A 13,466-nucleotide genomic window follows, 5' to 3' on the forward strand; every position below is an offset into this window, starting at 1 on the left:
GTCAAGCGACGGCTACGACGTCGAGAATCCGCTGGACCACTCGGTCCTGATCGATACCGGCGGCTTCGGCTTCAAAGGAAAGAATGATGCGGTGGCGCAACACATCGAACAGTACCGCCTGGATGTCTTCGGGGCTGACGAAGTCGCGACCGGCCAGCCAGGCGTGGGCCCGGGCACAACGATCCAGGGCAATCGAACCGCGGGGGCTGGCGCCGTAGGCGATCCATTCAGCCATTTCCGGATCGAACTTGGCCGGGGTGCGCGTGGCCATGACCAGTTGCACCAGGTATTCCTCCACGGCGTCGGCCATGTACAGGCCGAGAATCTCCTTGCGTGCGGCGAAAATCGCCTGCTGGCTGACCCGACGTTCGGGCTTGGTTTCGCCGTTCAAGGCTTCGCCACGGGCCTGTTGCAGGATGCGGCGTTCGACAGCAGCGTCCGGAAAGCCGATTTTCACGTGCATCAGGAAACGGTCCAGCTGCGCTTCGGGCAGCGGGTAGGTGCCTTCCTGCTCGATCGGGTTTTGCGTGGCCATCACCAAAAACAACGGCGACAGCTCATAGGTGCTGCGTCCGACACTGACCTGGCGCTCACCCATGGCTTCGAGCAGCGCCGACTGAACCTTGGCCGGGGCACGGTTGATTTCGTCCGCCAGCACCAGGTTGTGGAAGATCGGGCCTTGCTGGAACACGAAACTGCCGGTTTCCGGACGATAGATCTCGGTACCGGTGATGTCGGCAGGTAACAGGTCGGGGGTGAACTGGATGCGATGGAACTGCGCTTCGATGCCTTCGGCCAATTCCTTGATGGCCTTGGTCTTGGCCAGGCCCGGGGCACCTTCGACCAGCATGTGGCCGTCGGCGAGCAGGGCGATGAGCAAGCGCTCGATGAGTTTTTCCTGGCCGAGAATCTGCGTTGAAAGAAAGGTTCGCAGCGCGAGCAGCGCTTCACGATGTTCCATCGATGACTGTTCCTGGAAAGGGTGACCGAAGACGTTCGTATAACGCCAGGGCTGGGGGCGTTACTTTAATCTATCGCGGGGTGCGGCGACTAACGGCATTTTGTGCAAAGTGCGGGAAAAGGCTGGCGAAAATGTTGGGGCTTTGTACAGATGGGAGATGGATGTCGTTCGTTATGGCCTCTTCGCGAGCAGGCTCGCTCCCACAGGTAATCGGGTTCCTTCAGAAAGAACGCGATCAATTGTGGGAGCGAGCCTGCTCGCGAAGAGGCCGGTACAACCACTTAATACTAGAGCTGGCTGATGTAAGTCCCAGTCCCCATGAGAATGTTTTGCAACGTCTCTTCCACCTCCGCCAGATCACTCGCATCAGTGTCATGGGTGATCTCCAGCACATCATCCCCATTAAGCGCGTCGGCATCCGCGGCAGCGATTTCGATCTTCAGCAGGGTAGGGCTGAGGGTGACTTTTACGCCTTCCAGGGTCGAAGGTTCTCCGTCGAGGGTAATTTCCAGCTCGTCCTCATCCGGGTAACGGCTCATCAGGAACATTTCGCCCTTGTCGCTGTGACAGCAGAGCATGGCCATGTTGTCTTCCTCGTCGTCGCATGGGTTGACAATCAAAAGGGCGGTGGTCATTTGCATGTGAGTAGTCCTGACGCTGGGCGGGTTGGTGACAAACAATGTGCAATTTTGCCATTTCAAACGATTTATTGCTGGGTTGTGTTAGGGAATTGCCGATCAGGTTGAATAACTAGCATTTCTGCTAGTACCGGGCGCTTGGGAATACTTCGATAATCCAGCCTCCCTGGTCTTGCTCATTGGAGTATCTCCCCATGCGCAATCTGCAGAAAACACTGCTTGCTCGTTATCAATACGACGCACTGGATCGACTGACCGTCCACGGCCACGCGGACAGGCAAGAGTCTCAGCGCTTTTACTGTGAAAGCCGATTGGCCACCGAGATACAAGGCGGGGAGCGGCATTCAATCTTCCAGCACGGTGATCAACTGTTGGCGCAACAGACGCAAGACAGCGGTGGGCGTGCTAGCACGTTGTTGGTCACGGACCTGCAACGTTCTGTATTGAGTGCGCTCAATGCCGGAAATCCACATGCCACCGTTTACTCTCCCTATGGTCACATTCCTTTCTCTGGTGGGTTGATCAGCTTGTTGGGTTTCAATGGTCAACGACCGGACCCGGTGACCGGACATTATTTGTTAGGCAATGGCTATCGAGCGTTCAACCCGGTATTGATGCGATTTAACCGTTCCGATTATTTGAGCCCGTTCGGAGAGGGCGGATTGAATTCTTATGCATATTGCCTAGGAGATCCGGTGAATCGGACTGATCCTAAGGGGGATATTTCAATAAGCAATTTCATGTCGAAAATTTCGACGCACATCCTAGCTGCCACTGGGCGAAATGTGAAAGTCGTAAAAAATATTACAAGGCTCGATCACGATATTTACACATTTCAAGATAAATATAAAAAGGGTTACAGGCTTAATTTTGTTGCGCATGGCTCGAGAAGGAGCGGGTTGATGGCGGCAGGTAATGGACGGAAGCTAAATGCACGCGAGCTGTTCGAGCTCGCAAAAAGCAAAGGCGTAATGGTTGAAAAATACGAATCTTATCGAATGGTTATGTGTCATTCAGCACCGTTTGCCCAGGAATTTTCGAGGTATGTGAGCGGTCCAGTGAAAGCTTATCCTGAGCAGGTTGGCCATTTTGATTCTTTTATAAACAACAGGATAAAGGTGGGCAAAACCTACAAAGGCTACAGTCGATTCAAAGTATACAAAAAACCTGAAAGTCTTAAGGCTATGAACGCTAAAAATCCATATGAATCCGTAACGTTTCGCAATGCTAACGAAGTACGTAAACGCTAGATAGTTTGACGGGGAATGTCGTGCATCCAGGATGAGTGAACGTGGAAGGACGACGCCCAGAACGAAACGTTCCTCACCAGTCATTTTTGGTACGGATGTACCGTATAACCGGACTGAAAACCGCCATTTTCCCGCACAACTGCTAGTGTTGTTCGATGCGCACGCCAAGAGCAGCGTACCGTTGACCGAATATGTCGCAGCACCGCAAGCACGGGCCTCGCCGCACTGGTTAAGCTGCGCAACGGATGAGCACCCGTAAAGGCATTGCGTTGCACGCAGCCCAGTCGCTTTTGCAGATGCCCATTCACGGAAGGTGAATGTGACCCGAGTGTCTCGTCCAGCTTCACCCACCTGTCACCCTGTTTCCTCTGCCCGAGAATCAGGAACAGGGTGACGGGTAGCCTTGAAACATAGCCCCGAACAGGGGTGTTTCGCGCGACGCTTCCATCAATAACAAGCCCAAGCGGAGTACCACAGATGGCGTTCTTCACCGCAGCCAGCAAAGCCGACTTCCAGCACCAACTGCAAGCGGCACTGGCGCAGCACATCAGTGAACAGGCACTGCCACAAGTGGCGCTGTTCGCTGAACAATTCTTCGGCATCATTTCCCTGGATGAACTGACCCAACGTCGGTTGTCTGACCTCGCTGGCTGTACCCTTTCTGCGTGGCGCCTGCTTGAGCGCTTCGATCATGCGCAACCGCAAGTGCGCGTCTACAACCCCGATTACGAACGTCACGGCTGGCAGTCGACGCACACCGCGGTCGAAGTGCTGCACCACGACCTGCCGTTCCTGGTGGACTCGGTGCGTACCGAGCTGAACCGCCGCGGCTACAGCATCCACACCCTGCAAACCACGGTGCTGAGCGTGCGTCGTGGCAGCAAGGGCGAGTTGCTGGAAATCCTGCCCAAAGGCACCCAGGGCGACGACGTGCTGCAAGAGTCGTTGATGTACCTGGAAATCGACCGTTGCGCCAACACCGCCGAACTGAACGTGCTGACCAAAGAGCTGGAGCAAGTGCTCGCTGAGGTGCGCGTTGCGGTTGGCGATTTCGAACCGATGAAAGCCAAGGTCCAGGAAATCCTCACCAAGCTGGACAACAGCCAGTTCGCCGTCGATGCCGACGAAAAGAGCGAAATCAAGGGTTTCCTGGAATGGCTGGTGGGCAACCACTTCACCTTCCTCGGCTACGAAGAGTTTGTGGTCAGCGATGAAGCCGATGGCGGCCACATCGTCTATGACAAGGACTCCTTCCTTGGCCTGACCAAACTGCTGCGCTCCGGCCTGAGCTACGATGACCTGCGCATCGAAGACTACGCCGTGAACTACCTGCGCGAACCGACCCTGCTGTCGTTCGCCAAGGCGGCGCACCCAAGCCGTGTACACCGTCCGGCTTACCCGGACTACGTGTCGATCCGTGAAATCGACGCCAACGGCAAGGTCATCAAGGAATGCCGTTTCATGGGCCTGTACACCTCCTCGGTGTATGGCGAGAGCGTTCGGGTCATTCCGTACATCCGCCGCAAGGTCGCGGAAATCGAACACCGTTCGGGCTTCCAGGCCAAGGCTCACCTGGGCAAGGAACTGGCGCAGGTGCTCGAAGTGCTGCCGCGCGACGATCTGTTCCAGACCCCGGTGGACGAGCTGTTCAGCACCGTGATGTCGATTGTGCAGATCCAGGAGCGCAACAAGATCCGCGTATTCCTGCGCAAGGACCCGTATGGTCGTTTCTGCTACTGCCTGGCCTACGTGCCGCGTGATATCTACTCCACCGAAGTACGGCAGAAGATCCAGCAAGTGCTGATGGATCGCCTGAAAGCCTCGGATTGCGAGTTCTGGACCTTCTTCTCCGAGTCCGTACTGGCCCGCGTGCAACTGATTTTGCGCGTCGACCCGAAAAACCGCCTCGACATCGATCCGCAGCAACTGGAAAACGAAGTGATCCAGGCGTGCCGCAGCTGGCAGGACGATTACTCGGCCCTGACCGTCGAAACCTTCGGCGAAGCCCACGGCACCAACGTGCTGGCCGACTTCCCGAAAGGCTTCCCGGCCGGTTACCGCGAGCGTTTCGCGGCCCATTCGGCTGTGGTCGACATGCAGCACCTGCTGAACCTCAACGAAAAAAATCCGCTGGTGATGAGCTTCTATCAGCCACTGGGCCAGGTAGGGCAGCGTGAGCTGCATTGCAAGCTGTATCACGCCGATACGCCACTGGCGCTGTCCGACGTGTTGCCGATCCTGGAAAACCTCGGCCTGCGCGTGCTGGGTGAGTTCCCGTACCGCCTGCGTCACAACAATGGCCGCGAGTTCTGGATCCACGACTTCGCCTTTACCGCGGCCGAAGGCCTGGACCTGGACATCCAGCAACTCAACGACACCCTGCAGGACGCGTTCGTGCACATCGTGCGCGGCGATGCCGAGAACGATGCGTTCAACCGCCTGGTATTGACCGCCGGCCTGCCATGGCGCGACGTGGCGCTGCTGCGTGCCTACGCCCGCTACCTGAAGCAGATCCGCCTGGGCTTCGACCTGGGTTACATTGCCAGCACCCTGAACAACCACACCGACATCGCTCGCGAATTGACCCGGTTGTTCAAAACGCGCTTCTATCTGGCGCGCAAGTTGAGCAGCGACGATCTCGAGCAGCGTCTGGAACACGCGATCCTGACTGCGTTGGACGACGTACAGGTGTTGAACGAAGACCGCATCCTGCGTCGCTACCTGGACCTGATCAAGGCCACCCTGCGCACCAACTTCTACCAGACCGACGCCAACGGCCATAACAAGTCGTACTTCAGCTTCAAGTTCAACCCGCACTTGATCCCTGAGCTGCCGAAGCCTGTACCGAAGTTCGAAATCTTCGTCTACTCGCCACGGGTCGAAGGCGTGCACCTGCGCTTCGGCAACGTTGCTCGTGGCGGCCTGCGCTGGTCCGACCGTGAAGAAGACTTCCGTACCGAAGTCCTGGGCCTGGTAAAAGCCCAGCAAGTGAAGAACTCGGTCATCGTGCCGGTGGGTGCGAAGGGCGGCTTCCTGCCGCGTCGCCTGCCACTGGGCGGTAGCCGTGACGAGATCGCGGCCGAGGGCATCGCCTGCTACCGCATCTTCATTTCCGGCCTGTTGGACATCACCGACAACCTCAAGGATGGCGCGCTGGTTCCGCCGGCCAACGTCGTGCGTCATGACGACGATGACCCGTACCTGGTGGTTGCCGCGGACAAGGGCACCGCGACCTTCTCCGATATCGCCAACGGCATCGCCATCGACTACGGCTTCTGGCTGGGTGACGCATTTGCGTCCGGTGGCTCGGCCGGTTACGACCACAAGAAAATGGGCATCACCGCCAAGGGCGCGTGGGTCGGCGTACAACGCCACTTCCGCGAGCGCGGCATCAATGTCCAGGAAGACAGCATCACCGTGGTGGGCGTCGGCGACATGGCCGGTGACGTGTTCGGTAACGGCTTGTTGATGTCCGACAAGCTGCAACTGGTGGCAGCCTTCAACCACCTGCACATCTTCATCGACCCGAACCCTGAGCCTGCCAGCAGCTTTGCCGAGCGTCAGCGTCTGTTCGACCTGCCACGTTCGGCCTGGTCGGACTACGACACCAGCATCATGTCCGAAGGCGGCGGCATCTTCTCCCGTAGCGCGAAGAGCATCGCGATTTCCCCGCAGATGCAGGAACGCTTCGACATCCAGGCCGACAAGCTGACCCCGACCGAACTGCTGAACGCCTTGCTCAAGGCACCGGTGGATCTGTTGTGGAACGGCGGTATCGGTACTTACGTCAAGGCCAGCAGCGAAAGCCACGCCGATGTCGGCGACAAGGCCAACGATGCACTGCGCGTGAACGGCAACGAACTGCGCTGCAAAGTGGTGGGTGAGGGCGGTAACCTCGGCATGACCCAGCTGGGTCGCGTGGAGTTCGGCCTCAATGGCGGCGGTTCCAACACCGACTTCATCGACAACGCCGGTGGCGTGGACTGCTCCGACCACGAAGTGAACATCAAGATCCTGCTGAACGAAGTGGTTCAAGCCGGCGACATGACCGACAAGCAGCGTAACCAGCTGCTGGCGAGCATGACCGACGAAGTCGGTGGCCTGGTGCTGGGCAACAACTACAAGCAGACCCAGGCGCTGTCCCTGGCGGCCCGTCGTGCCTTGCCGCGGATTGCCGAATACAAGCGTCTGATGAACGATCTGGAAGGTCGCGGCAAGCTGGATCGCGCCATCGAGTTCCTGCCGGCTGAAGACCAGATCAACGAGCGCATCGCGGCTGGCCATGGCCTGACCCGTGCCGAGCTGTCGGTGCTGATCTCCTACAGCAAGATCGACCTCAAGGAGCAGCTGCTGGGCTCCCTGGTGCCGGACGACGACTACCTGACCCGCGACATGGAAACCGCTTTCCCGCCGACCCTGGTGAGCAAGTTCTCCGAAGCCATGCGCCGTCACCGCCTGAAGCGCGAAATCGTCAGCACCCAGATCGCCAACGATCTGGTGAACCACATGGGCATCACCTTCGTGCAACGACTCAAAGAGTCGACCGGCATGAGCCCGGCGAACGTGGCCGGTGCCTACGTGATCGTGCGTGACATTTTCCACCTCCCGCACTGGTTCCGTCAGATTGAAGCCCTGGACTACCAGGTTTCCGCTGACGTGCAACTGGAGCTGATGGACGAGCTGATGCGCCTGGGCCGTCGCGCCACACGCTGGTTCCTGCGTGCCCGTCGCAACGAGCAGAACGCTGCCCGTGACGTCGCGCACTTCGGTCCGCACCTCAAGGAGTTGGGTCTCAAGCTCGACGAACTGCTCAGTGGCGAGATCCGCGAGAACTGGCAGTCCCGCTATCAGGCGTACGTCGCAGCCGGTGTACCGGAGTTGCTGGCGCGCATGGTGGCGGGTACCTCGCACCTGTACACCCTGCTGCCGATCATCGAGGCCTCCGACGTGACCGGCCAGAACCCTGCGGACGTGGCCAAGGCCTATTTCGCCGTGGGCAGCGCGCTGGACATCACCTGGTACCTGCAACAGATCAGTGCCTTGCCGGTGGAAAACAACTGGCAGGCCCTGGCCCGTGAAGCGTTCCGCGATGACGTCGACTGGCAGCAACGTGCGATCACCATCTCCGTCCTGCAACAGGGCGATGGCACCCAGGACGTGGAAACACGGCTGTCCCTGTGGATGGCGCAGCACGTCAGCATGATCGAACGCTGGCGCGCCATGCTGGTGGAAATCCGTGCCGCCAGCGGTACGGACTACGCCATGTACGCGGTGGCCAACCGTGAGTTGCTGGACCTGGCGTTGAGCGGGCAAGCGGTGGTGCCTGTCACCGCCCCTGTCAGCGCCGAGCTGGAACCGGCGGCCTGATCAGGCGTTGAATGAAAAAGCCCCGCATTGAGAGATGCGGGGTTTTTTTATGCAAATTTTGTGGTGTTTGGTCGGTCCCTTTCGCGAGCAGGCTCGCTCCCACATTGGTTTTGCGGCGTACACAAAGCTTATGTGGGAGCGAGCCTGCTCGCGAAGGGGGCAATGAGATCAATTCAACTTCTGCCCCTTGTTATTATCAAGCATCGACACTTTATCTGTCGGCTTGGTCAATAAATTACTGAGCGACTGGTCAAACTTCTGCAGTGCCCTTACTTGCACATTCTGTTGCTCGTTAATGTCGGCAACAATCTCTTCACTGCGTTTAAAATCCGCCCACACAGGACTTAGCGCCTTCGCGTCATGCCCTTTGGCAGTTCCGATGTAACTCAGGTTCTTATCGTAGAAGTCCACGCTGACATTTGCCTCAACGTCCGAACTGCGCGAGGTGATCAATTGGCTGCGGCTATCGACGATGGCGACCACATCCGGTTTTGCCGCCTGCAGGCTTTGCATGTCCGGGTACACCGTGACCGATCCAAATTGCCGTTGTAGAGAGGCCTCGACCCAGTCTACCGCCAGATCGGGTTTTGACGTGGCCACATAGGCGTCATGAATCGACTGCACCAGCAGGCTCTGGCCGAAACCGGTGCCGGCATTGGCCTGGTAGTCCTGCAGGTAGGCGCGGTTGGCCTGGGTATTGCGGCTATACACGATGCCCAGCGAAACATTCCGGCCGTTGGGAATGCTCGTGGCACCACTGCGGCCAACCGGTTGTGTAAAAATTCCGTCCAGCGAAGACACCGCTGAAGGTGCGGTGGGAACCGAGCACCCGGTTATTAACACGGTCATGGTCAATGTACTGATAAGCGCAAGTTTCATGGTGTTTCTCCAGTGAAACAACTTCAGGCGGGTAGTTTCAGTTGCCGCAAGTGATCGGCAGTAACTCCAGACTAAACCGTGAGTCGTTGAATGAAATAGCCAATCTTCGTACTTATCAGGTGGCCAATAGTTTTGTTTGGTTTAAGGAAGTGCGGTTAATTACATGAAGAAATAAAAACGCTCAAATCAAGGGTTTGGGGCGTTTTTATTTATGGCTAAAGGTTCAACGATCAGTTTTCCAATGGAACCAACACTTTCTCGTCCGGGGACAACACCATGAATACCAACAGCTTCGCAGGTTTGGTCGTGCTGGCATTTTTCGAGACCAGGTGTTCCGAACCCGCAGGTTCATACCAATACTCACCAGCCTTGTAAGTGACGGCTTTTTCGCCCTTCACCTGAGAAGTGATCGATCCCGAAAGCACATAGGCCATGGCAGTGCCGTCATGCTTGTGGGCGATCGACGCTTGGCCTGGCTTATAGTCGACCTCGATCATCAAAGCCTTTTTGCCTGGGGCGTTTTTCAGCATCTGGTCCTGCAATACCGTGACCTTTTCTGAAGGATCACCGGCTTCATGGGCAAACGCCGAGGCGCAAACGGTCAAGGCAAGGGCAGCGAGAGAGAAGCGCAAAACGTTCATGGTTCATCACCTGCAGTGGTTAGTTGTCAGGGACCAATCTATTGCGCCAGGGGAGACAAACAAACAGCCAATTCTCGGGAAGGCCAGGGGACCAATGTGCGGCGCTGAAACGAAAAAGATCGCAGTCCCCGGCAACGTTTACAGAGGTACCCATACTCTGCAAGCGCGACCAAGGACTGCGATCTTTAACCGTGTCTTATCTGATCGGAAAGCTGTTGAAGTCGACGGCGTTGGCCAGCTGGCAATCGATCAGGTCGATGAAGCCTTGCACCTGGGGGCTGTTGAAATGCGATTGCATCGCCGTTTCCGATTGCCAGTGGGCACTGACAGTCCAGCGATTACTGTCCTCAGGGCAGCGGTCGACCATATAGGATTCACAGCCCGGTAGTTCGCGCAGGGTATCGACAATCTTTTGCAGTTGCTTACCCAGTTCGTCCGAGCGGCCGGCGACGGCCTGCACCTGTACGGTATTGATCACTTTGTAGGACATTGGCTCACACTCCTCATTGAGGGATAACGCCTATGCAGGATAGGCCTGCACCCCCGGACCACCAATAGCCAATCGCTGGATAAAATCGCAGACCAATCCATCAGGCAACCTGCTGCAAAATGTCTCTGAGACGGTCCAGGGCGATGTCGATGTCCAGGGTCTCAATAGCGCCAAAACCCAGGAAAAACCCGACCTTGGGCGCTTGCTGGTAGAAAAAGCTGTCAATGGCATAGAGTCCCACTTCTACTTTTTTCGCCAGCTCGATCACCAGTGGCACGTCGATCGCTACCTTGCACAGCACCACCATGTGAAAACCCGCTGTGGTCGGCACCGCTTCAAGCCAGGGCGCGAGATCACCGGCCATGCGCGCCAGGATCCGCTCACGCCTGCCCGCATAAATCGTATGGCAGCGACGAATGTGCTTGAGCAGGCAGCCTTCGGCGATGAATTTGGCCAGCGCCCACTGGGGCAGGGTGGAGGTGTGCAGGTCGGTGAGTTGTTTGGCGCGTACCACCGCCTCGAGAATCGCTGGCGGCAGGATCGCGTAACCCAGGCGCAGCTCTGGCAGCAGGGTTTTCGAGAAGGTCCCGACATAGGCGACGATCCCGCGCTCATCCATGCTTTGTAGCGAGTCCGTGGGGCGGCCTTCGTAGCGGAACTCGCTGTCGTAGTCGTCCTCGATGATGATCGCCCCCAGTTCATGGGCGCGTGCCAGCAGCGCGACACGGCGATCCTGGCTCATGGGCATGCCCAGCGGGAACTGGTGCGATGGGGTGACGTAGATCAGCCGCGTTCCGTGGGGGATTTTCTCCACCACAATGCCTTCGGCGTCCACCGGGACGCCAATCACCGTGGCGCCATGGGTGCCGAACAACAGGCGCGCCGGCGGATATCCGGGATCCTCCATGGCCACAATGCTGCCGGGGCGCGTAAGCACCCGGGAAATCAGGTCCAGGGCTTGTTGCGCACCATTGCACACCACCACGTCCTCATCCTGGCAATTGACCCCGCGAGAAAAGGCGATGTGCTGCGCGATGGCATTGCGCAGCGCCGGCAGGCCTTCGGGCAGGCTGTAGAAGCCCTTGGACCCGGCGATCTGGCGCAAGGCGTGGGACGTACAGCGTCGCCAGTCGTCCTGGGGGAACTGACCCTTGCTGGTGGCGCCGCCAATGAAGTCATAACGCAGCGAGCCTTCCAGCGTCGGATGACGCAGAAACACCGGCAGGTTGCGCCAGGACTCGATCACCTCGAAGCCGGCAAGCTCGCTATGGCTTTGTTTGCGCTCGATTTTAGAGGTACGGGCGTTGACGTAGGTGCCTTTGCCGATCACCCCGGTGAGGAAGTTTTCATAGGTCAGCTGGGCATAGGTATCGGAAATGGTCTTGCGTGAAATGCCCAGCTGCTCGGCCAACAGGCGGCTGGGTGGCAGTTGCGTCCCGGCGGCCAGGCGGCCCGATTCGATAGCGCTGCGCAGTTGTGTGTACAACTGCCCCGCCAGGTCCTTGCGTCCGTTAATGACAACGTGTAGTTCCATACCGGCAAGGCTCCATGACAATTGAGGCGCGTGTGCATCACGCCAGATTAACCTCAACCGGTGTTTGTGCAGTAGTTGTGTGGTGGAAAAACCGCCAATTGGTCTGGGGCCCGGTGGTCCACGGATAATTCGCGCAATTGGATCTGTAATGCACTGTTAACAACTACTACCTTGGGGGGCACATCATCGCTACCTGAGGTCGCTCCATGAACCCCCGCCTGGATTACTACAGTGCCTCGCCCAAGGCGATGAAAGCGATGATCGCCATGGAAGCCCTGACCAGCAGCCTGAGCATCGAGCCGGCGCTGCTGCACCTGATCAAGATCCGCGCTTCGCAGCTCAACGGCTGTGCGTTCTGCACCGACATGCACTCGGTGGACGCCCGGCGCCTGGGCGAGACCGACCGCCGCCTGTACTCCATCGTGGTCTGGCGCGACAGTAACTTCTTCAACCCGCGCGAGCGCGCCGCCCTGGCCTGGGCCGAGGCTGTGACACTGCTTTCGGAAAACCATGTGCCGGACGCTGTCTACGAGCAAGCCCGGGCGCAATTCAGCGAGGGTGAACTGGTGGACCTGACCATTGCTGTCACCACCATCAACAGCTGGAATCGACTGGCCGTGAGTTTTCGCCAGACGCCCAGCGCCTGAGCGTCTGTCACACGTCGTTCATGAACGATGCGCAGGATGGACTTCCGGTGATAGATCGACAGGGAGTCTTCGATGTCATTCATGGAAACCAGGAGCGATCAGCCTGTAGCGCAATATCCCGCATCCTTCGATAAAACTACGTCCTGGCGCACTCGCGCGGCGCAGATCGATCCGTTGCTGGCGCAGTGCTTCAGCGTCATCGCCCGTTGCGGCTGCTACATGCAGGCGGCCCGCCGCCTGAACATCAAGGCAACCCGGTTGCGCAAGCAATTGGCGCAGCTGGAAAAGCAATTGCAGTGTTCGCTGTTCGGCCCTTCGGAGAACGGCCTTGTGCTCAGTCGTGACGGCCTGCAACTACACAAGCAGCTGACCGCCCTGGCGCATGAACGCGACCTGCCGGTGATCGAGCAACCCTTGGTGCGGCTGGCCGTTGCCGAGACGATCCTGCACGACATCCTCGGTCGCGACCTTGTGGCGTTGCTGCGACGCAATGCCAGTGCGCGCCTGGACATCATTACCCTCGACAGCGAATTGTCCCTGCAGGCCGTCAGTGCCGATGTCGTGGTGTGGCAGGCGGGTACCGACTCGCCGCTGCCAGGACCGAGTTTCGCCGTCAGCGAGCCCCGATGCCTGGCGCGACTCAACTACGTTCCCCACATTGCCAAGCGCTATTCACGGGTCGCCTCGCGGCCGGACAGCCTCGATGACCTGGCCGACTTCATGCTGGTGCAATGGCAGCATGATCGGCAGATCGACAGTTTTCGGCCATGGAACGATCTGGTCGACCAGCGTCTGGCCGGGGTCGTGCAATTGCATTCCTATGAACTGATGCTGGAGATGATCCGGTGCAGCGCCTGCATCGGCCTGTTGCCCGGCTACATGAGTCACTTTGACCGTGGCTTGATCGGCTTGCCGGGGCTGTTCCACCCGCCGATGCAGCGACAGGTGTGGCTGGCGGTGAATGCCCAATCCCAGTGCGATGCGCAGGTGCAGATGATTGTCGAGTTGATCCTCAGCACCTTCGAAGAGCGCAGGGAATGGTTTAAAAGTTGAGCGATG

General features: G+C 58.2%; 10 protein-coding genes. 4 read left to right on the forward strand and 6 right to left on the reverse strand.

Features of this window, described 5'->3' with window-relative positions; all coding sequences use genetic code 11:
- Window position 1 precedes the first annotated feature (1 nt).
- Window positions 2–961, reverse strand: a complete 960-nt coding sequence (locus ACA054_RS13795; protein ID WP_008150800.1) for an AAA family ATPase — start codon at window positions 959–961, stop codon at window positions 2–4.
- Window positions 962–1,248: 287 nt separating this feature from the next.
- Window positions 1,249–1,602 (reverse strand): hypothetical protein, encoded by a 354-nt coding sequence (locus ACA054_RS13800; protein WP_497689878.1) that lies wholly within the window; start codon window positions 1,600–1,602, stop codon window positions 1,249–1,251.
- A gap of 191 nt (window positions 1,603–1,793) precedes the next feature.
- Here ACA054_RS13800 and ACA054_RS13805 point away from each other — a divergent pair, with 191 nt between their 5' ends.
- Window positions 1,794–2,849, forward strand: a complete 1,056-nt coding sequence (locus tag ACA054_RS13805) for an RHS repeat-associated core domain-containing protein (protein WP_497689879.1) — start codon at window positions 1,794–1,796, stop codon at window positions 2,847–2,849.
- A 477-nt stretch (window positions 2,850–3,326) separates the two neighbouring features.
- A complete protein-coding gene (locus ACA054_RS13810; RefSeq protein WP_497689880.1) occupies window positions 3,327–8,216 on the forward strand; it encodes an NAD-glutamate dehydrogenase in 4,890 nt (1,629 codons plus the stop codon).
- 168 nt (window positions 8,217–8,384) lie between these two features.
- On the opposite strand, the gene ACA054_RS13815 is transcribed toward ACA054_RS13810, so the two are convergent.
- The 4 genes from ACA054_RS13815 to pdxR all read right to left on the reverse strand — a co-directional run bounded on the left by ACA054_RS13815 (window position 8,385) and on the right by pdxR (window position 11,760).
- Entirely contained in the window at window positions 8,385–9,095 is a 711-nt protein-coding gene (locus tag ACA054_RS13815) for an ATPase (RefSeq protein WP_497689881.1), read from the reverse strand.
- Between the two features lie 230 nt (window positions 9,096–9,325).
- On the reverse strand, window positions 9,326–9,736 hold the full coding sequence (locus tag ACA054_RS13820) for a cupin domain-containing protein (protein WP_497689882.1): 411 nt from the start codon (window positions 9,734–9,736) through the stop codon (window positions 9,326–9,328).
- 196 nt (window positions 9,737–9,932) lie between these two features.
- Window positions 9,933–10,226, reverse strand: a complete 294-nt coding sequence (locus tag ACA054_RS13825; RefSeq protein WP_497689883.1) for an antibiotic biosynthesis monooxygenase family protein — start codon at window positions 10,224–10,226, stop codon at window positions 9,933–9,935.
- Window positions 10,227–10,326: 100 nt separating this feature from the next.
- Entirely contained in the window at window positions 10,327–11,760 is a 1,434-nt protein-coding gene (gene pdxR / locus ACA054_RS13830) for a MocR-like pyridoxine biosynthesis transcription factor PdxR (RefSeq protein ID WP_497689884.1), read from the reverse strand.
- A gap of 206 nt (window positions 11,761–11,966) precedes the next feature.
- On the opposite strand from pdxR, the gene ACA054_RS13835 reads away from it, so the two are divergent.
- Both ACA054_RS13835 and ACA054_RS13840 read left to right on the forward strand, forming a co-directional pair.
- Window positions 11,967–12,407 (forward strand): carboxymuconolactone decarboxylase family protein, encoded by a 441-nt coding sequence (locus ACA054_RS13835; protein ID WP_497689885.1) that lies wholly within the window; start codon window positions 11,967–11,969, stop codon window positions 12,405–12,407.
- Window positions 12,408–12,479: 72 nt separating this feature from the next.
- The gene (locus ACA054_RS13840; protein WP_497689886.1) at window positions 12,480–13,460 is read left to right on the forward strand and encodes a LysR substrate-binding domain-containing protein; all 981 of its coding nucleotides are present in this window, start codon (window positions 12,480–12,482) and stop codon (window positions 13,458–13,460) included.
- Window positions 13,461–13,466: the final 6 nt, after the last annotated feature.

It is taken from the genome of Pseudomonas sp. LBUM1653, assembly GCF_059716115.1.

What these genes read in the sequence shown, in the direction of transcription:
- ACA054_RS13795 (WP_008150800.1), bottom strand. Translation starts at nt 961, where the DNA reads ATGGAACATCGTGAAGCGCTGCTCGCGCTGCGAACCTTTCTTTCAACG.
- ACA054_RS13800 (WP_497689878.1), bottom strand. Translation starts at nt 1,602, where the DNA reads ATGCAAATGACCACCGCCCTTTTGATTGTCAACCCATGCGACGACGAG.
- ACA054_RS13805 (WP_497689879.1), top strand. Translation starts at nt 1,794, where the DNA reads ATGCGCAATCTGCAGAAAACACTGCTTGCTCGTTATCAATACGACGCA.
- ACA054_RS13810 (WP_497689880.1), top strand. Translation starts at nt 3,327, where the DNA reads ATGGCGTTCTTCACCGCAGCCAGCAAAGCCGACTTCCAGCACCAACTG.
- ACA054_RS13815 (WP_497689881.1), bottom strand. Translation starts at nt 9,095, where the DNA reads ATGAAACTTGCGCTTATCAGTACATTGACCATGACCGTGTTAATAACC.
- ACA054_RS13820 (WP_497689882.1), bottom strand. Translation starts at nt 9,736, where the DNA reads ATGAACGTTTTGCGCTTCTCTCTCGCTGCCCTTGCCTTGACCGTTTGC.
- ACA054_RS13825 (WP_497689883.1), bottom strand. Translation starts at nt 10,226, where the DNA reads ATGTCCTACAAAGTGATCAATACCGTACAGGTGCAGGCCGTCGCCGGC.
- pdxR (WP_497689884.1), bottom strand. Translation starts at nt 11,760, where the DNA reads ATGGAACTACACGTTGTCATTAACGGACGCAAGGACCTGGCGGGGCAG.
- ACA054_RS13835 (WP_497689885.1), top strand. Translation starts at nt 11,967, where the DNA reads ATGAACCCCCGCCTGGATTACTACAGTGCCTCGCCCAAGGCGATGAAA.
- ACA054_RS13840 (WP_497689886.1), top strand. Translation starts at nt 12,480, where the DNA reads ATGTCATTCATGGAAACCAGGAGCGATCAGCCTGTAGCGCAATATCCC.